Genomic DNA, 18,375 nt, shown 5'->3' with positions numbered 1-18,375 from the left:
AATATGAGGACAAGATCATTGACGCAGCGAAAAGTATTATGAAGTACGACGGCACGTATTATGCACTGCCGAGGGAGGTAAAGCCAAAGGTATGGTTTTACCGCGCAGACATCTTCGAGGAATGCGGCATTGACGTGCGTCAGGTAAAGACAATCGACGAATTTATCGCAGCGGGTGAGACGATCCGGGAAAAATATCCCAACGCCTGCATGGAAAATTACAATGTACCGACCACAAGCTATGATTTTATGATGATGTTAAGCGGCACGGGAGCAGGCTTCTGTGATGAAAACGGCAATTATAATCTGGCTTCCAACGAGGACGTAAAGCTGACCTTTGAACGGATGAAGAAGCTGAAAGATTCCGGCGTCATGTCCAGCGCGGCTGAATGGTCGGCGGACTGGACTCCTGCCTTTGACAACGGTGAAATTGTATCTCAGCTCATCGGAGGCTGGTTTAAGACCGATTTTAAGAATTTCAACCTTGAGAGCCAGAAGGGAAAATGGGCTATGGCACCGTGGCCGGAAGAGATCAGAGAAGGTTCTGATGCCGGCGGAGCAATCTGGGTAATTCCGGCGGCGGCCAGGAATAAGGAGCTGGCGGCAGAAGTGATGACAAAGATGTGTTTTGACGAAAATGCTGCCAAGATTATTTTCGATGTAACCGGCGTACTCCCTGCATTAAAATCCGCGGCTGACGATGCGTATTATAATGGCGGCAACGAGTATTATGCGTGCAGCTTAGGCGAGGTGAACAGCGAAGCCATGGAATATTTAAAGATATTCCCGTATAATCCGGCTTCCTCCCAGGAGCAGAAGATTATTCTCCAGTATCTTGACGAGTATTTACAGGATAATATGACACTTGATGAAGCGCTGAAGGCCGCGCAGGATGACATGATCAATCAGATCGGCAATCCGTTTGAATAAATAGCGGGAGCATTTATCAGGTACATGTGTATGAAGAGAGGCGATGATGCATTTCGTCGCCTTTCTTGTTGGAAAAATGCCAGTGATACGGAACTATCCGCCTGGCTCGTCACTTGCGAAAACAAAGGAGGCATCGACAATTTGAACCGGTATAAATTAAAAAAATCTGCCGTCCCCTATCTGTTTCTGCTGCCGTTTATGGTAATTTACCTGCTGTTTTTTCTCTGGCCCGCTCTGTATTCTCTGGGCTTAAGCTTTTTCAAATACAGCGGTTACGGTGCGGCAAAGTGGGTGGGACTGCAGAACTATAAAAATCTTTTTAACTATGACACGATGTGGAAATGCCTGGGGAATACAGTCTTTTACTTTATTTTCAGCTTCATTCCGACCATGGCCTTCTCTTTTTTACTGGCTCTGGCTGTCAAGTCAAAGTTTGTGGGACGGATGCGTTCCGTCTATAAACCACTTATTTTTCTTCCGCAGATCTGTGCGGTGGTTGCCAGCTCCCTCTGCTTTAAGATTATCTTTGGAGAGAGAGTTGGTGTCATCAATCAGATCCTCGGAAAGACGATTCCATTTTTGACCGATCCGGCCTGGATGCGCTGGACTGTGGTCACTCTGCTGTCCTGGAGGGGAATCGGCTGGTATTTTATCATCTATCTGTCCGGCCTGACGACCATTGGCGAGGACATCACGGAAGCCGCATCCATCGACGGAGCCAGCGGCCTGCAGAATTTATGGCACATTATTCTTCCGATGATGAAGCCGACCTTTATGGTGGCGTTTATCACCAATGCCATCGGTTCCTTTAAAATCTATACGGAGCCGAACCTTCTGCTGGCGCAGAACTACGATCCTTCCATGAAGGTAGCGCCCTATATTAACTTAATTATCAACAGCATGTCCGGCGGCCAGTTCGGAATGGCAGCGGCGGCCGGATGGATTCTGGTAGCTGTGATTCTGGTGCTGACGCTGATTCAGCTTAAAGTTTTGGGAGGTGACGAGGAATGACGAAAAGACAGGGGAAAATAATCCTGCTGAACGCGATTGTCATGATGGCCTGCTTCGCAGCCGTATTTCCGGTATTTATCATGATTTCCGGCTCCTTAAAGACAGCCCAGGAGCTGTATGGCAATTCGGCCGGATTTCCGGTTCATCCGACACTGGCGAATTTTAAGCGCCTGCTGAACTTCAATTCCGGCCTGATTCTGCGGACCTTTGGAAACTCCATCTTCGTGGCGGCCAGCTACACGGCGCTTTCCTGCCTTCTGGCTTCCATGGCAGGCTATGCCTTTGCTAAATTTAAATTCCGCGGAAGAAATGTTCTGTTTCTCATGCTTCTCATCACAATGATGATTCCGGCAGAGCTGAACATCACGCCGCTGTACCTGATCTTTTCCAAGATGAAATGGCTGAATACTTACCGGGTTCAGATCATTCCGGGGGCGGCCAATGTATTTGCCATGTTCCTGATGCGCCAGTATATGATGTCGATTCCCGATTCCCTGATTGAGGCCGCCAGGATCGACGGGGCCGGAGAGTGGAAAATCTTCTCGAAGATCGTCCTTCCAATTTCCTCCCCCTCCATTGGAGCGCTGGCGATTCTGCAGTTTTTAAGCAAATGGAATGAGCTTCTCTACCCTAAGATCATGCTGACGAAACAGAAGCTGATGCCGATCATGGTTATTCTCCCGACGTTGAACGAGACGGATTCCGCCCGTTCGGTGCCGTGGGAGCTGGTGCTTTCCGGCTGTACGCTGGTCACAATCCCTTTAATTATCGTATTCCTCATGTTCCAGGATAAATTCTTATCGAGTGTGACACTTGGGGCAGTAAAGGGATAAGGCAGCCCATATTTTATATTAAATGAAATGTCCGCAGGATTCGGACGGAAATGGAGACAAAGAATGAATAAGGTTGACAGAATAAGAGAGAAGATAGCCGCAGGAAAGCTGGTAAAGGGATTTTTCCTAAATATGGCCGACCCCATGGTGAGCGAGATGGCCGGATATATTGGATATGACTATGTTTGGATAGACGCGGAGCACGGGCCTCTGGACAGACAGGAGATATTTCATCACATCGTAGCGGCGCAGGGAGCAGGCTGTGCGGCATTTGTCAGGGTGCCGGGAGTCGATGTGAAGGCGATGAAAGCGATCCTCGATATGGGACCGGACGGAATTATATTCCCGTTTACCAATAACGCGGAGGTGGCGAAGGAGGCAGTCCGTTCCTGTTCCTACCCGGATCATGGCGGCGTGCGGGGCCAGGGACCGATCAGAGCGATCCGCTACGGTCTGATTGACGAAGATGAGTATATTCAGACGGCTTACGAGCGGGTATATAAGGTTATGCAGATCGAGACTCTGGAGGGATACGAGAACCTGGATGAAATCATGGAAGTAAATGGAATCGATTCTCTCTTCATCGGTGCGGCGGACCTGGGACGATCGATCAAAGGCCAGACCGGCGAGAAGAAGTATGAGCTTCCAGAGGTATACGATGACATCTGCCGGCGTGTCAGAGCCAAAGGCTTAACGCTGGGGGCAGCTATCGGAGCGACGAAGGAAGAAGCCGCGAAAGCCATGGGAAAAGGAATTCAGTGGGTGGTATTCGGACAGGATGCCAGGGTGCTGGCCGATGGTTTGAAGCGCAATTTTGATGAACTGGCGGAATTCTAGACCAGGGCCTGTCTGAAAGTAATTTTCAAATACGCCCTGGAGGTTCAGGAATGGAGGGAAAATATGAATTACATTGCGAAAACGGAACGATATGAGACAATGAAATACAACCGATGCGGGAAGAGCGGCCTGTTTCTTCCGGCCATGTCCCTTGGCTTGTGGCATAATTTTGGAAATACATCGGATTTTACCAACTGCCGGGAAATGCTGCTGGAATCATTTGACCGGGGCATTACACATTTTGATCTGGCCAATAATTACGGGCCGGAGGCCGGAAGCGCGGAGGAGACATTCGGGCGCGTGATCCATCAGGAATTAAGGGCTTACCGGGATGAGATGATTATCTCGACGAAGGCCGGATACTACATGTGGCCCGGACCATACGGGGAGTGGGGGTCCAAGAAGAACCTGGTGGCTTCTCTGGATCAGAGCCTGAAGCGCATGAACTTAGATTATGTGGATATTTATTACCACCACAGGCCGGACCCGGATACGCCGATGGAAGAGACGATGGATGCGCTGGCCGGGATCGTAAAGAGCGGAAAGGCGCTTTATGTGGGAATCTCCAACTATAACGCGGAACAGACGGCGGAGGCGGTGAGAATTCTGGAAGGCATGGGTATCCACTGTCTGATTCATCAGATGCAGCTGTCGATGATTCACCGTGAAAATGAGGCGGTTCTTGATGTGCTCAATGAAAATGGCGTCGGAGCAATCGCCTTTTCACCGCTTGCCCAGGGAATTCTGACTGGCAAATACATCGATGGCATTCCAGACGGTTCCAGAGCCGCCGGCGCCAGCGTGTTTCTGAATGCCAACCATGTGACCGGTTCTGTCCCGGTGATCACGAAACATTTAAAAGAGATATCCGACAGCCGCGGTCAGAGCCTGGCTCAGATGGCGCTGGCATGGGTTCTTCAGAAAAAGGGAATGACTTCGGTTGTAATCGGAGCCAGCCGTGCGGAACAGATCGTGGAGAATTTAAAGGCGATGGAGAAGCTGACGTTTTGCGGGGAAGAGTTGAGACGGATTGATGAAATTCTGTATGAGAGAGTTTAGGGAAGAGAGCGGATTACGGTGAAATCTGTTTCAATAATAATTTATTCGACTGCATTGTTTATAAAAAACAATGCAGTCTTTTTATGTTTTTAGATATAGTTAAGAACTACAGATAATCATAAATGGAAATTTTTGGTATTAATTTATACTCTTATTCATATTTATACAATTCTTTTTTCCCATATTTAAAATTACATACTGCAAGATAATGGCATATATAACGTATTGTGAATCATAAATGCTTAATTATTATTATATTATGTATATTTACTCGAACATACCCCCTTGGTTTTCCTGATTAATATATAGTATATTTTTATAGAGTGAAAATTAAATTTAATTGGACTGTTTGTGAAAAATGATATTTTATATAATGAATTCAGGGAGTGAATGATATGAAGATGACGAAAGATATTCTCATTACTTTTCAGATGTTGCTGGATAATCAGGGCTGTCTGACGGTGCACCAGATATCTCAGGTTATGAGGATTTCCAGAGGACAGGCAAAGCAGATTATGGAAGACTGTGTCTACTGGCTTGGAAAAAGGGGGGTGCGGCTGAAAGACGAAAGGGAGAAGCGATCGGTGCAGATGTTGCCGGAAGGACTTGCACAGTTGAAATCAATTTTAAGGTCTGTTTCAGAAGAAGACTACTATTACTCGTTTTTCGAAAGAAGAAAATATATTGTCTTCAAACTATTTGCGAATTCGTTTATTACAAACTATCAGATCTGTGAACTGTTTGAAATCAGCCGAAATACATGTATAGCCGACATGACTGCAATCAGCAGGTTTTTAAGGGATAATGGATTCGAAACAAGAATCGTATCAAATAATAAAGGATATATGCTGGCCGGGAATGAGGCTGAAATAAGAAGAATGATACCATTTTACATATCGTTAATTCCTGCTTTTTCAGCAGAAAAAGAGCAGATCAGGTATCATGTAGCGGAAGAAAATTTATTCCCATTATACGGATTCGACTACGAAAAGATTATGGAGAGAGCGGATAAACTGGAGCGTGTATCAAATGAAATGAACATCAAGCTGTCACTTCAGTCGGCTGTTTATATTTCACTCTCCGTTGAGCTTATCGTTCAGAGAATTGTTCAGGGACGCTGTCTCCCCTACGGAGTGGTGGAGGAAGAGAGTGCTGGATCATACACGAAAAATTGTATCGAATACCTGATTTTAAAGTCCGGTATATGGCAGGAAGTCAAGTGTGCTATCGCGAGCAGTGGTGTATTCAAAAATTCCGTTGGTGTCAAAGGGGGGGAGCAGGAAAAAAAGGAGAGTTTAAATTCTGAAAAGGAATTGCTGCAGCAGACAATCATCTGCATGGGGAGTATATGGGAAGACAATCTGGAGCAGTTTGTTTCAGAAAAAAATTCCTTGGAAGAGTTTGCAGAGGAGATTATTACGGAATTTGAATCCAGAATTGGATTGGGCTGTAAAAAGAGAAGAGTAGTGATTGAAAAGCTTGGTCAGTCTTTAAGCGGTGTGTTGCTTCGGGAAATCTTTGGCTTTCATATTTTCAACCCATTTGTCGAGGCTATACAGAAAGATTATAAGTATATTTTTAATCTGACGAAGGAACTGGAAACAATAAAAGCATGGACAGGTGTTAAAATATCGGAAAAAGAACTGGCCTACCTTACGGCACAGCTGATTGGCTGGGTCATTCAGGATAGCGGCGATGAACAGAGACAGAAGATTCCGTTGATAGGTATTGTATGTGCAAATAATATAGGAATTGGGGCGCTGGTGGAAAAACAGATACAAAATACTTTTCACGAGGTTCGGACCATATTAATTCCATCTTATGAAGTCAGTTACTGGACTTTCTACAATAAATTGGATCTATTGGTGGCGCCCATGCTATTAAAGATAGATGAAAACATTCCCTGTGTCCGTGTGAATCCGGTCCTGACACTGCAGGATAAAAGCAATATTTACCGTAAACTTTCGGACAGAGACTCTATTGCTTTGGATTCTGCCAAAATCATGCTGAAAGATACCATGAATGTATTAAAAGATTTTTTATTGCCAGACCAACGTGAACAGGTTGGAAACCGGCTTAGTCAACTGTACGGTAATGGAAGCTATGAGATTATTTATAAAGGAGTAAAAAAGTATATGTTAAAGGATCTTTTAACTGCTGATAGAATACGATTTACGGATTTTGTCCAGGACTGGAGAGATGCGGTACGCCTGGCAGCGGCACCACTAATTGAAGATGGAAGTATTACTCAGAATTATGTCCGGGCAATGATTGATTCCATTGAAACCACGGGGCCTTATATCATTTTAACTCCAGGGGTAGCATTGCCTCATGCAAGACCATCTGAGGGGGCAAAGAAGCTTGCGATGTCTATGCTTTGTTCGAAAGAACGGATTTACTTTAGTGATGAGAAATACGCTAATCTTATTATAGTATTGTCCAGTGTTGACGGACACAGTCATATCAATGCGTTGGTTCATTTATCTAATATATTCGGGGAAGAAGAGACTTTAAAGCAATTTATGGAAGCAAAAAATGCAGAAGAAGTGGTTGAATTAATCAGGCAGTATGAGGAGGAAGAGAGAGAGGGGGTATAGCGGTGAGAATCTTATGTGTATGCGGTACCGGGCAGGGATCAAGTTTAATTTTAAAGATGAGCGTGCAGGATATACTGAAGCGAAAGGGGTATCAGGCAGATTTGGAGCATACGGATGCTTCCTGTGCGTGCAGTGACCGATGTGATTTTATAATCACATCAAAAGAGATTGCGGACAGCATAACAAATCCGAGGGCAAGAGTTGTATGTATTACGAACTACATCAATAAATCAATCATTGAGAAGGAGATTGATGAAGTATTGACAGCACTTAAGAAAGAGCAGGGATAGGAAACAGGGAGAGATAGAAAGGGGAAGAATTATGGGGACTTTTGGAACAATTGCTACATGGCTATCAAACAATTTTTTTAACACACCGGCATTTCTTTTGATGCTGGTAGTACTAATTGGCCACCTTCTGCAGAAATCACCGTTTGAAAAGACAATTTCAGGTACACTGAAGGCCGGAATTGGTTTTCTGGTAATTAGTTCAGGAAGCGGCATTGTTACTGGGGCGCTTACTGTTTTTGAACCGTTGTGGTCAGAAGTATTTGGACTTCCATCAGCAACACTGACTAATTGTATGGGATATGATGCTTTTGTGGGGAAATTCGGCAGTGTGATTGCTATTGTTATGGCGTCATCATTCCTGATTAATGTAATTCTTGCGAGAATTACGCCATTTAAATACATTTTTTTAACCGGGCATGAGCTCTGGTGGGTTACTGTTGTTTCAAGCGGTGTATTAATTAATTTTGCACCAGAGATGCCCACTTGGAAAATGGTCTGTATCCTGGCTCCGCTTTTAGGACTGTACTTTACTCTTCAGCCAGCAATCTGCCAGAAATATGTGAGGAGAATAACAGACAGTGATGATTTCGCACTTGCCCATCCATCTGGCATCGGCAGTTTCATAGCAGCAAATGCAGGAAAAGTTTTTTCTAAAAACAAAAAAGATGCGGAGACTATGGTATTTTCTAAACGTCTCTCCTTTCTGCGGGATAATAACGTTATTACAGCTCTTGTAATGATGATTTTCTATTTGATAGGTGCTGTTATTGTCCTGGTCAAAAATACGGAAAATGGACAGGCGCTCATGGCCAATGCAGGAACACAGAATTTTATTATATACGCAATTGTACAATCTCTTACTTTTGCAGCAGGAATCGCAGTAATTCTGGTGGGGGTCCGCTTGTTCGTAGGAGAAATTATACCGTCATTTAAAGGAATTGCTGATAAATTGGTACCGAATGCAATTCCGGCATTGGACTGCCCGGTTTTGTTTACTTATTCACCGAACGCGGTAATTCTGGGATTTGTTGGAATGTTTGCAGGTATTATATTCTGGATGCTGGCATTGGGCTTTTCCATCGGGTTTGTAGTAGTACCTACCATGATTGTTCTGTTTTTCCATGGAGCAACGGCGGGGATTTTTGGAAATTCCACAGGAGGAATAAAGGGCGCTCTACTTGGAGGCTTTATCATATCAACGATTGTGGCATTAGGGCAGCTGGTATTTATTAAGTTTTTGGTTCCGGCTACAATACCTGATACAATTATGTGGGCAGGGGAAACCGATGAGTTTTTACTTTTCTGGATATTTGCTCTGATTGCAAAAGTACTCGGTTAAAGAAAAGGAGACCGTGGTATGAGTCAAGTAAGAACGCTGTTGAAAGATATAAATTCGGAAGATATGGGATTTACATTGTCTCATGAACATCTGTTGTGCAGTCCGCCTCATTGGATCTGGAAAAAGGAGGAAGATTTGATCCTGGATGATCCGGAAAAGACGTTGGCTGACATGAAGGACTATGAACGGCTGGGGGGCTGTTCCATCGTCGACGCTACGGCAGTGGATTATGGGAGAGACGTGGCTGCCGTAGCAGAACTGTCTAAGAAGAGCGGACTGCATATTATCGGAACAGCTGGTTTTAACAAAGGTTTTCTATGGGAGGCACCGCTTGATAAAAGAAGGCAGGAACTGATTGGCGGTTACCCCAATTTTCATGAGTGGATTGAAAAAAGTACGGTTGATCAATTGACGGATTTTGTACGGACAGAAATTGAGTATGGGCTGGAAGGAACCAGTTACAGGGCCGGACAGGTAAAATTTGGAACGGGTTATCAAGCGATTTCACCATTGGAAGAAAAGACAATCGAGGTGGCAGCAGCAGTCCATTTTTGTACAGGAGCGCCTATTCATTCTCATACGGAGGCAGGTACCATGGCGCTTAATCAGATCAGTATATTAAAGAAGCTGGGGGTCCCTCTTTCTGTGGTGAGTTTTGGGCATATGGACAGGAATCTGGACTTATGGTACCACAGGAAAATAGCCGATACCGGAGCATATCTCTGTTTCGATGGAATTGGTAAGATAAAGTATCATACGGAGAGCCAACTGATCCATCATATTTTGGATCTGGTCAGCGATGGGTTTGAGAAGCAGATACTGATATCCGGGGATATGGCAAGAAAGTCGTATTACCGTCACTATGGATATGGACCCGGTCTGGGATATGTGTTTGAAGTATTTAAAGACCAGTTCCTGGAACTGGCAGATCGCAGAAATTTTGATGGACAGGCTCTGTTTCACAAATTTTTTTACGACAATCCGCAGAAATGCATGGAATTTAAGAAGCAAAAATCAGGCTGAGCATGGAGAAATATTATGAAACGGATTACATATGCACTGAAAGATGAATATGGCATGCATGCCAGACCGGCAAGCAAACTGGCCGGATTATCACAGAATTATCAATCTTCCGTAGAGATAAGGTATAAAGAGCAAACGGGTAATTTGAAAAGTATGATTTCCATTTTAAGGCTGGGAATACGAAATGGAGAATGCTTCGATATCGAGATTGACGGGGAGGATGAGGAAGAAGCATATCATGCAATGGAAGAAATGTTAAAGGATGAGGCTATTTGAGGAGGAGATCAATTGCGTATAATCAGAACATTGAGAGGGGATATCTCTCCTGAAAAAGTGGGAGCGGTTTATTACCATGAACATGTGATTGCCAGATCACCGGTTACCAAAGCAAAGGAGATGGATTTAGAGCTGTGTGATGTGGGGAAAATGGTGAATGAAGTCAGGCTTTTTAAGAAAGCAGGTGGAACGCTCCTGACAGACGCCTCCATTTCTGATTTTGGAGAAAATGCCCATCTGCGTCTGGAGATATCAGAAAAAAGTGGAATTCCAATTGTTGGCACTGTTGGATTCGGGCAGAAGGAACATCACAATGAGGCAGTCAAAAACAGCACAATAGAGGAACTGTATGAAAAGGTTATGAATGCGGCGCTTTATGGCTATGGACAAATGAGACTTAAACCGGGGCAGCTTAAATTTGGCACAAGCTATGGTTTTATTTCTGAGTCCGAGAACCGGTGTGCGAGGGCGGTGGCAAGGGCGCAGAAAGATCTGAAGATGCCTTTATTTACCCACACAGGAATTGGAACTATGGGACTTTCACAAATTGCGCTTCTGAAGGAGGAGGGGGCAAATCCAGAACAGGTCTGTATCGGCCATATGGATAGAAATCCTGATTTCTGGTTATGCAGAGAACTGTTAAAAGAAGGTGTATTTCTTGGCTTAGATCAGATTAGTAAAGTTAAATACTGTACAGAACAAACGAGGATTGATTTGATCTGCGCGCTGATCCGGTGTGGTTATCAAAAGAGGATTCTTTTATGTGGTGATATGGCGAGACAGAGTTACCTGACGTCATTCGGAGGGGGACCTGGGTTTGGGTATATCTTGACTTCATTTCTTCCCAGGCTGGTCAGACAGCTGATGGAAGACGGAATGACTGAGACACAGGCTATGGAGATAAGAGAGGATCTAATCTGTCGTAATCCAAAGGAGTTTTTAAGTTTTGAGGGATAGAATGGAGGAAGATATGAAGGAATGGAAAAATATGACGTGGCCTGAGGCTGAACAGGCAGTGGCGGATATGCCTGTCTGCCTTTTGCCTTTGGGGGCGATTGAAGCGCATGGACCGCACATGAAACTGGATGTAGACAATCATATTTGTGAAGAACAGTGTCGGAGAGTCTGCGAGGCAACAGGAATTATTCTTATGCCGACGATTCCCATAGGGCAGGTATGGTCGTTAAATCGATTTCCTGGAACATTGACTCTGTCTTATTATACTATGATAGCGGTAATCAAAGATATGATGTACAGCTTTCGGAGAAGAGGATTCCAACTGGTATTTATTCACAGCCATCACTATGGTAATGTACCCGCTGTGAAACAAGCGGTTCGTGAATGTTACGATGAATTTCAGAACATGAAAATGGTGATTCTGGAGGAACGCCAGAGCATGAGGGAGAAGGCCAGAGAAGTTTGTACCTCGCCGTTTGCTCATCCGGTTTTCTGGCATGCATGTGAGGTGGAGACATCACAGGCTTTGGAGTGTTGTCCGGATAGGGTTTATATGGAGAGAGCAATTTGTGATTATCCGAATTTTCAAAAAGATTTTGACAGTACACCCACCTATTGGGATGAAGTAACGAAAACTGGAGTCATGGGGGATGCAACTGCCGGAACGAAAGAAAAAGGAAAGGCGCTGACGGATGCGGAGGTCGAAGCTATGATCCGTCTGGTAAAGTATGAATTGAAAAAAACAGACATAGCAGGCAAGGAGGCAGAGTGATGAAGTGTTTTGTGACGGGAGCAACTGGTTTTATTGGCTCTTATGTGGTTAAAAGTCTGGTGGAGGCAGGAAATGAAGTCATTGCACTGTATCATAGCAGCGCTGCCAGCAGATGGCTGGATGGAATGCTTACAGAGGAAGAGCGGGAACGCCTAAAATTTGTTCAGGGGGATATGACTGATTCGGAAATGATTAAAAGACTGATTGTCGATCATGGCTGTGATACAGTGGCACATCTGGCATCCAAGTTAAATCAGAAAACGAGAGCAAATCCAACTGGTGCAGTACGTACAAATATTGTAGCATTTCAGGAACTACTGGAAATCTGCCGGAAAGAGCGAATTAAAAAAATCGTGTGGGCCAGTTCTTCCGCAGTATATGGTATAGAAAAAGACAGAAAAAGACGTTATGGGGAGAGGGATGCGGAAATTATGGACGAGGATACGGCTTTATGTCCCGGTAGTCTGTATTCTTATACAAAAACATTTAACGAAGGGTTGAGCGAATTTTACCGAAAAGAATATGGGATGGACTCTATTGGACTTCGGGTAAATTTATCCTATGGCCCTTATATTCATTCCTCTTTTCAACCGTTTTTCTCATCTATCATTGACAATCCTGCAATTGGTGTTGCAAGTAAAGTACCTTATTCAGATACGATGTTTGATTTCCAGTATGCAGGAGACATAGCGGACACCTTTCGAGCTGCGCTGGTGGCACCTCCCACTAAGCATGGTATTTTTAATACGAGGGGAGAGTACAGATCTGTAGGGGATGCGATTGATTATATCAGAAAGATACTTCCAGAGGCCGATATTCAGCCAGCTGGCGGGGATATGGGAATCCCATTTCATTTTGATACATCTGTTCTTGAAAGAGAAATTGGATATTTACCGTCACATACTATGGAACAGGGACTCTTAAAAAGCATAAACATGGTCCGGAAAAGCAGCGGGCTGAAAGAACTGCAATGAAAACAGAAGATGGAGCCCGTCTTCTGAAGGCTTTATTTGGAACATTTCTGTTTGCAGCGGGAATGAATCTATTGATTGTACCAGCCGGATTATATAGTGGCGGGTTAATGGGAATCAGTCAAATGATCAGAACTGCTTTGAGTGGGATTCTGCCAGTAAAGTTTGGTAATACAGACGCAGCCGGTATTATTTTTTTCCTTATAAATGTCCCATTACTTATCTTTGCATGGAAAATGATTGGAAGACGCTTTTTATATAAAACGATTTTTTGTGTGTTTATGCAGACTATTTTTCTGACTGTCCTTCCGGTCAACTATTCAATGATTAAAGATAATCCGTTTGCAGCAGCAGTAGTGGGCGGCATTATCTGCGGGTATGGTGTTGGACTGACATTAAGAGAGGGTGGTTCTGGTGGCGGACAGGATGTGTTGGGGCTATGTCTGATGAAACATAATAACCGGCTGAGTGTGGGAAAGATCGCTTTATTTATTAATCTGGTCGTGTATTTGTGGTGTGCATTTCAATATCAGCTGGAAACTGTGGTCTATTCCATTGTTTACGTGTGTGTTTCTTCAATAGTAACAGACCTGATTCATTTGCAGAACCGCTGTATGGGGGTAATCGTAGTTACAGAAGATTGTGAAATGGTAAACTGGATTATCGATCAATATAATCGAACGGCAACTCTTTTGAAAGGCGAGGGAGGGTACAGCGGAAAATCGTATTATGTTGTTTATACAGTTTTATCAGGACATGAAGCAAGAATGCTGGAGGAATATGTGAAAAGAAATCGTATGAAAGCATTTATTACTTTTACTGAGATCAAACGCATCTGTGGTACTTTTGAAAAGCATCTGCAGGCAGGAGGGGAGAAGGAATAATGAAGATTATGCTGGTTAACGGCAGTCCTCATGAGAATGGAAGTACGGCAAGAGCACTAAAGGAAGCACAATCTGTATTTAAAAAGCATGAAATAGCTGCCACGATATTCTGGATAGGTATAGAACCGATAGCAGGCTGCACTGCCTGTAAAACGTGTCAGTCCACAGGGCGATGTTACCAAAAAGATCAGGTGAATGCATTTCTGGAGAAGGCGGAAGATACGGATGGATTTGTTTTTGCCTCACCTGTGTATTTTGCAGGGATTACCGGTCCGCTTAAATGTTTTATGGATCGGGTATTTTACTGTGGTGTTTTTTCCGGGAAACCTGCGGCAGCCATAGTTAGTTGCAGGAGAGGGGGGGCAAGTACGGCATTTGACCAGATTAATAAGTATTTTCAGATAAGAAATATGCCGGTAGTATCCTCTCAGTACTGGAATCTAATTCATGGAAATGGCAATCGTCCCGATGAAACGGAAATGGATCTGGAAGGACTGCAGACGATCAGAACAATGGCAGAAAATATGGTATGGCTTCTGAAATCTTTAAAAGCAGGGGGATATGAGCTGCCGCAGTATGAAAAAAGAGTCAGAACTGATTTTATAAGGGGAAGAGAAATATAAAAGAGACAGGCCTCATTTTTTGGATAAGAGGCCTGTTTTTGTATGTCTGTAAAGCTACAGATTCTGTTTTTTCACCATACCCCTTGCCATTCCGGCCGCCAGGAATTCGGCGATCGGGAAGCATACCCAGATACCGACCGGCCCCCAGATACGTGACAGGATAAATCCCAAAGGTATAATGATGACAATTTGCCGTATCAATGAGATGAGCAGGGATTTCTTCCCGCATCCCAACGCTTCAAACAGTCCGGCGTAGACGACGCTGACCGTCGATACAATAAATCCGAGGCTGATAATACGCAGAGCCGTGCTTCCCGGGCCAATGAGTGCCGGATCATCAATAAAGACAGCGAAGATCTGCTGGGGGAAGACAAGGGCTGCCAGAGTTCCGGCTGTCATAATGGCGACAACCAGCAGCATACTGCATCGGATAATTTTATGAAGCCTTTCCTTTTCCCCGGCTCCGTAATTATAGCCCGCGATAGGCCTGAGCGCCTGCACGATGCCGGAAGCAGGCGTGTATAAGAACGTCTGCAGCTTTAAGTAAATACCGAGGATAGCCACATAAATATCAGAAAATCCCGCAAGCATGAAATTTAAGATTCCCGACATGAGGGAAGGAGCGGCCAGCATTAAGGAAGACGGTATTCCAACGCTGTATATCTGTAAAATGGTACTCTTATCAAAAGAAAAGTATTTCGGGCTGATCTTAATTCCGATATCCTTTCTGCCGTAGATGATCAGATAAACAAGCAGAGAACAGAACTGCCCGGTCACGGTTGCCACCGCAGCGCCCGTGACCCCCATTGCAGGGAGGCCGAACAGCCCGAAAATCAGGATCGGATCGAGAATAATATTGGTGATGCATCCCACCAGCAGTGAAATCATGGTCAGGAGCATGGCTCCCACAGACTGGAAGATCTTCTCAAAGCAAATATGAATCAGGCTTCCCGCAGAGAAACACAGGACGATATAAGAGTAGCGGCAGGCCCATGCAAGCGTCTGCGGATCGGAGGTGAATATGGAAAGGAATGGCTTCGTCACCAGTAAACCGAAGATAATGATCAGGATACAGTGAATAAAGGTAAGCCCCATTCCGATGGAGGCGGCTTTATTGGCTTCCTCCGGCTTCTGTTCCCCCAGTTTTCTGGCGATGACGGAGTTAATTCCCACGCCGACGCCGACGGAAAGAGACAGGACAATATTCTGGAGCGGGTATACGAGAGAGACCGCGGTCAGGGCCTCCGTTCCCAGCCGGGCCACGAAAATACTGTCTACAATGTTGTAAAGTGACTGGATTAGCATGGACAGCACCATAGGCGCCGCCATGGAAAGTAAAAGCGGAAATACTGGCTTTGTCTTCATAAAATCCTGTTTGTTCTGCATAAAATAACCTCCCTGAATCATCAATGACTGAAAACTGCTGAAAAATGGCAACAAAAAAACCATATGGTGGGCTGTTTAGTTCCAGAAACAGTAAACCATATGGTTCATTAAAATGGGGACGACAATCTATGCTCTGAGTCCATAAGTCCATAATCCAAACTCAACATAGCCTTGACATCTTATTCAATTTTATCTTCTTAAGGCATAATAACACATGAAAAATCAGGTGTCAATCGTTTTTTCACGATTTATTCGGCATCTTCCCCGTAGAGCTCCGTCTCAATGATTCGAACTGCATCGGCAATACAGTCATTGCAGGAGCGGAGTACGCTGCCGGTATCCACGCCCTTTAATTCGCGGCAGATAACACTTCCGTTCTGATCCTTGAACTCATTTAAGCACTGTCTGGCGGCTTTGTAGGAGACCGCCTTGGAATCCGGATGATCGAGATGGACCGTACTGTTTTTCATACCGGCCAGAACGGCTGCGGCACCGATAGCCCCGCAGGTTCCATCCATGCTGCCCATACCCAGCCCCATACCTTCTGTTATACGGAACATGGTTTCCTCATCAAATCCCAGCTCGTCACAGAATGTACATGCAACAGACTGAGAGCAGTTATAACCGCGGTCATGTCTGCCCAGCGCTTCCTGTACTTTTTTTTCTATTTTATCTGACATAATAGTTCCTCCTGTAATCAGCAATAATTAAACTGTAACCAATATGATAACACTTACGAAAGAAAATGTCAATTCCTTTGAAATACATGATTCATCATCGGACGAACCAGGCCATAAACCAGGCGAGCCACCGGGGCATCTGCGGATTATGGGAGAGAAGGAAGTCCTGTACCATTGATATACTCCTGTTTTCGTGGCCAAGCAGCATCTGGTAGAGTCCTTTTGCTTCCTCCGTTCCGACTGCGGTCCTTGCAGAAACGGAAATCCCCACAGCAGCGTGTATCCCCATGGCAGCACAGCCGATGGCATAGATACCGATTGAGGAAAATCCCAATGCGAGTCCCCCAACAGCCACTATTCCGACAGAGAGCAGTCCTATGGCAGCGCCGCCCAGAGAAATAATACCGAAGCTCGCGGCGCCGAAACTCACGACTCCGACAGCCAGATCACCGGCAGCAAAGATCCCCTTTGCCACACAGGCGTTGTTGTATGGAAAAACACCAACATGAAAAAGCTTGCCAAAATGGATATGTACCAGCGGAATGCCGAAGATCGAAACACGGCTTTTATATTCGAACCCGGCGGGGGCATTGACGCTTTTCGATATCTGTTGAATAGTATCCTTCATTTCCAGAATATTTTTACGTATTTCTTCCTCGGAAGCCACGTTTTCCATCTTCAGAACAGGCTCCTGACTGTATGTCGGTTTTACAAAAGCAATATCCTGTACTGATTCACGGACCAGTTCCCTTTCATCACGCACCAGATCATCTACTGGTACAGAAAACAAATTAGAAATCTGTATGATTTTCCCTAATTCCGGCATGGCCTGTCCTGATTCCCATTTACTGACAGACTGTCTTGAAATCCCAAGCAGATCAGCAAGCTGTTCCTGGGAATACCTCTTCATTTTTCTCAGAGACAGTAGTTTATCACAAAATCTCATATATTCGTCCTCCTGATTCCATCGTTTCTGGTCTGACTATATCAGTTTTTTTGCTTTTTTCAAGAACCTGAGAATTTGCAGATTGTCAACTCCTGGTTGCATGCCTGAAAAGCCGGGCAAATATCATATGAAATAAGAGGCCGCCTGCGCAGATGGAAAGGAGATAAATGATGTTTCCCGGCAACACCCCCAGCTTTTGTGAAATGGTGTAAAATACAGCCTGATTATTGGGATAGTAGGGGGAGATGTAGAACATATCCGCCTGCCCGAGCGGTTTGGCCGTCACATTAATCAGTGTAGCGATTCCACAGCAGATCAGAAACAGCGGCAGTGTGCTGACGTAACCGGTAAAACTGGAATCGGATTCATGGGAAAATCCGATCAAAAGACCGATAAAGATCAGCAGGATATGCCACAGCAATCCGTGCAGCGTCAAAAACCAGTAAGGATGAAGCAGGCCGGAAGGCTCCGCCAGAGCCATAATACCTCCCAAAAGGTTAAAATCCTGCATAAAGGTCAGGATGATCAACTGCAGCCTCCTGTTTTTTACGAGGGGCAGAAGCAGGCAGAAATACATGGGTAGGCTGCACAGCTGAAATGGAAAATACCACCAGTCGTATTGCTCCTGATTTACCACGTAATACAGGAACAGCTGCTTGTAAATCTCGCTTGCGGCCAGGATAACGCCGCAGAAAAACAGCAGCCGTATAAAAAACTTCCTCTCTGTTTTTCTGGAAAGAAAGTAAGCCGCCAGCACAGCCGCCAGGAAGCCCGCGGCCATAATACAGATATGAAAAGCAGAATACGGCCTGGGCGGTACCATGGGCCATGCTGTTTTTATAATAAATTCTTTCATTGTGATTACCTCAGTTGAATGCTCATCCAGTCTTTTTTGTGTCTTTCTAAAGTGTAATTCCAGTGGTGGGATAAGTCAATGGGAATCTTGCGGCTGCTGCGTTTGA

19 protein-coding genes are annotated in these 18,375 nt (G+C 44.8%); 15 read left to right on the top strand and 4 right to left on the bottom strand.

All coding sequences use genetic code 11. The annotated features are described in order from the left end of the window. The 15 genes from ACLTD4_RS17250 to ACLTD4_RS17180 all read left to right on the top strand — a co-directional run. On the top strand, positions 1 to 929 hold a 929-nt coding region (locus ACLTD4_RS17250), incomplete at its 5' end, for an extracellular solute-binding protein (RefSeq protein WP_412331438.1). Positions 930 to 1,070: 141 nt separating this feature from the next. Beyond that, entirely contained in the window at positions 1,071 to 1,940 is an 870-nt protein-coding gene (locus tag ACLTD4_RS17245) for a carbohydrate ABC transporter permease (RefSeq protein ID WP_002600933.1), read from the top strand. Next, on the top strand, positions 1,937 to 2,773 hold the full coding sequence (locus ACLTD4_RS17240) for a carbohydrate ABC transporter permease (RefSeq protein ID WP_117620935.1): 837 nt from the start codon (positions 1,937 to 1,939) through the stop codon (positions 2,771 to 2,773). Before ACLTD4_RS17245 ends, ACLTD4_RS17240 begins: the two co-directional genes overlap by 4 nt. Before the next feature lie 63 nt (positions 2,774 to 2,836). Further along, positions 2,837 to 3,610, top strand: coding sequence for an HpcH/HpaI aldolase family protein (locus tag ACLTD4_RS17235; RefSeq protein ID WP_025532287.1), 774 nt, complete (start codon positions 2,837 to 2,839; stop codon positions 3,608 to 3,610). Positions 3,611 to 3,673: 63 nt separating this feature from the next. Next, on the top strand, positions 3,674 to 4,669 hold the full coding sequence (locus ACLTD4_RS17230) for an aldo/keto reductase (RefSeq protein ID WP_117620934.1): 996 nt from the start codon (positions 3,674 to 3,676) through the stop codon (positions 4,667 to 4,669). A gap of 515 nt (positions 4,670 to 5,184) precedes the next feature. Next, positions 5,185 to 7,266 carry a BglG family transcription antiterminator gene (locus tag ACLTD4_RS17225; RefSeq protein WP_181991258.1) on the top strand — a complete coding sequence of 694 codons (2,082 nt, stop codon included), beginning with the start codon at positions 5,185 to 5,187 and terminating at the stop codon, positions 7,264 to 7,266. A 2-nt stretch (positions 7,267 to 7,268) separates the two neighbouring features. Beyond that, the gene (locus ACLTD4_RS17220) at positions 7,269 to 7,556 is read left to right on the top strand and encodes a PTS sugar transporter subunit IIB (RefSeq protein ID WP_070102441.1); all 288 of its coding nucleotides are present in this window, start codon (positions 7,269 to 7,271) and stop codon (positions 7,554 to 7,556) included. 31 nt (positions 7,557 to 7,587) lie between these two features. Next, on the top strand, positions 7,588 to 8,895 hold the full coding sequence (locus ACLTD4_RS17215; protein ID WP_055656345.1) for a PTS ascorbate transporter subunit IIC: 1,308 nt from the start codon (positions 7,588 to 7,590) through the stop codon (positions 8,893 to 8,895). Positions 8,896 to 8,913: 18 nt separating this feature from the next. Next, positions 8,914 to 9,918 carry a phosphotriesterase gene (locus tag ACLTD4_RS17210; RefSeq protein ID WP_055656343.1) on the top strand — a complete coding sequence of 335 codons (1,005 nt, stop codon included), beginning with the start codon at positions 8,914 to 8,916 and terminating at the stop codon, positions 9,916 to 9,918. Between the two features lie 15 nt (positions 9,919 to 9,933). Beyond that, entirely contained in the window at positions 9,934 to 10,194 is a 261-nt protein-coding gene (locus tag ACLTD4_RS17205) for an HPr family phosphocarrier protein (protein WP_055656342.1), read from the top strand. A gap of 12 nt (positions 10,195 to 10,206) precedes the next feature. After that, positions 10,207 to 11,151, top strand: coding sequence for a phosphotriesterase (locus tag ACLTD4_RS17200; RefSeq protein WP_117620932.1), 945 nt, complete (start codon positions 10,207 to 10,209; stop codon positions 11,149 to 11,151). A 13-nt stretch (positions 11,152 to 11,164) separates the two neighbouring features. Then, positions 11,165 to 11,923: a creatininase family protein gene (locus ACLTD4_RS17195; RefSeq protein WP_181988588.1), complete on the top strand. Its 759-nt coding sequence runs from the start codon at positions 11,165 to 11,167 to the stop codon at positions 11,921 to 11,923. Next, positions 11,923 to 12,897, top strand: coding sequence for an NAD-dependent epimerase/dehydratase family protein (locus ACLTD4_RS17190; protein ID WP_117620930.1), 975 nt, complete (start codon positions 11,923 to 11,925; stop codon positions 12,895 to 12,897). Before ACLTD4_RS17195 ends, ACLTD4_RS17190 begins: the two co-directional genes overlap by 1 nt. Then, positions 12,894 to 13,778 carry a YitT family protein gene (locus ACLTD4_RS17185; protein ID WP_055656334.1) on the top strand — a complete coding sequence of 295 codons (885 nt, stop codon included), beginning with the start codon at positions 12,894 to 12,896 and terminating at the stop codon, positions 13,776 to 13,778. Before ACLTD4_RS17190 ends, ACLTD4_RS17185 begins: the two co-directional genes overlap by 4 nt. Then, positions 13,778 to 14,401, top strand: a complete 624-nt coding sequence (locus ACLTD4_RS17180; protein WP_055656332.1) for a flavodoxin family protein — start codon at positions 13,778 to 13,780, stop codon at positions 14,399 to 14,401. Before ACLTD4_RS17185 ends, ACLTD4_RS17180 begins: the two co-directional genes overlap by 1 nt. Positions 14,402 to 14,455: 54 nt before the next feature. Here ACLTD4_RS17180 and ACLTD4_RS17175 read toward each other — a convergent pair whose 3' ends face one another. From ACLTD4_RS17175 to ACLTD4_RS17160, 4 genes are all read right to left on the bottom strand, one after another. After that, positions 14,456 to 15,787 carry an MATE family efflux transporter gene (locus ACLTD4_RS17175; protein ID WP_117620929.1) on the bottom strand — a complete coding sequence of 444 codons (1,332 nt, stop codon included), beginning with the start codon at positions 15,785 to 15,787 and terminating at the stop codon, positions 14,456 to 14,458. A 248-nt stretch (positions 15,788 to 16,035) separates the two neighbouring features. Continuing rightward, positions 16,036 to 16,467 carry a C-GCAxxG-C-C family protein gene (locus ACLTD4_RS17170; RefSeq protein WP_117620928.1) on the bottom strand — a complete coding sequence of 144 codons (432 nt, stop codon included), beginning with the start codon at positions 16,465 to 16,467 and terminating at the stop codon, positions 16,036 to 16,038. Positions 16,468 to 16,561: 94 nt separating this feature from the next. Beyond that, positions 16,562 to 17,413 carry a helix-turn-helix domain-containing protein gene (locus tag ACLTD4_RS17165; RefSeq protein WP_117620927.1) on the bottom strand — a complete coding sequence of 284 codons (852 nt, stop codon included), beginning with the start codon at positions 17,411 to 17,413 and terminating at the stop codon, positions 16,562 to 16,564. A gap of 85 nt (positions 17,414 to 17,498) precedes the next feature. Then, positions 17,499 to 18,269, bottom strand: coding sequence for a YwaF family protein (locus ACLTD4_RS17160; RefSeq protein ID WP_117620926.1), 771 nt, complete (start codon positions 18,267 to 18,269; stop codon positions 17,499 to 17,501). Between the last annotated feature and the right edge of the window lie 106 nt (positions 18,270 to 18,375).

This window comes from Hungatella sp. (assembly GCF_046966825.1).
Note: the sequence above shows the minus strand (reverse complement) of the source record. Positions and strands in the feature narration are given on the sequence as shown.

Excerpts from the sequence above, each read along its gene's own strand:
- ACLTD4_RS17165 (WP_117620927.1), bottom strand. The coding sequence starts at position 17,413 with ATGAGATTTTGTGATAAACTACTGTCTCTGAGAAAAATGAAGAGGTAT.
- ACLTD4_RS17230 (WP_117620934.1), top strand. The coding sequence starts at position 3,674 with ATGAATTACATTGCGAAAACGGAACGATATGAGACAATGAAATACAAC.
- ACLTD4_RS17170 (WP_117620928.1), bottom strand. The coding sequence starts at position 16,467 with ATGTCAGATAAAATAGAAAAAAAAGTACAGGAAGCGCTGGGCAGACAT.
- ACLTD4_RS17235 (WP_025532287.1), top strand. The coding sequence starts at position 2,837 with ATGAATAAGGTTGACAGAATAAGAGAGAAGATAGCCGCAGGAAAGCTG.
- ACLTD4_RS17180 (WP_055656332.1), top strand. The coding sequence starts at position 13,778 with ATGAAGATTATGCTGGTTAACGGCAGTCCTCATGAGAATGGAAGTACG.
- ACLTD4_RS17195 (WP_181988588.1), top strand. The coding sequence starts at position 11,165 with ATGAAGGAATGGAAAAATATGACGTGGCCTGAGGCTGAACAGGCAGTG.
- ACLTD4_RS17210 (WP_055656343.1), top strand. The coding sequence starts at position 8,914 with ATGAGTCAAGTAAGAACGCTGTTGAAAGATATAAATTCGGAAGATATG.
- ACLTD4_RS17225 (WP_181991258.1), top strand. The coding sequence starts at position 5,185 with ATGGAAGACTGTGTCTACTGGCTTGGAAAAAGGGGGGTGCGGCTGAAA.
- ACLTD4_RS17240 (WP_117620935.1), top strand. The coding sequence starts at position 1,937 with ATGACGAAAAGACAGGGGAAAATAATCCTGCTGAACGCGATTGTCATG.
- ACLTD4_RS17205 (WP_055656342.1), top strand. The coding sequence starts at position 9,934 with ATGAAACGGATTACATATGCACTGAAAGATGAATATGGCATGCATGCC.
- ACLTD4_RS17190 (WP_117620930.1), top strand. The coding sequence starts at position 11,923 with ATGAAGTGTTTTGTGACGGGAGCAACTGGTTTTATTGGCTCTTATGTG.
- ACLTD4_RS17185 (WP_055656334.1), top strand. The coding sequence starts at position 12,894 with ATGAAAACAGAAGATGGAGCCCGTCTTCTGAAGGCTTTATTTGGAACA.
- ACLTD4_RS17175 (WP_117620929.1), bottom strand. The coding sequence starts at position 15,787 with ATGCAGAACAAACAGGATTTTATGAAGACAAAGCCAGTATTTCCGCTT.
- ACLTD4_RS17160 (WP_117620926.1), bottom strand. The coding sequence starts at position 18,269 with ATGAAAGAATTTATTATAAAAACAGCATGGCCCATGGTACCGCCCAGG.
- ACLTD4_RS17215 (WP_055656345.1), top strand. The coding sequence starts at position 7,588 with ATGGGGACTTTTGGAACAATTGCTACATGGCTATCAAACAATTTTTTT.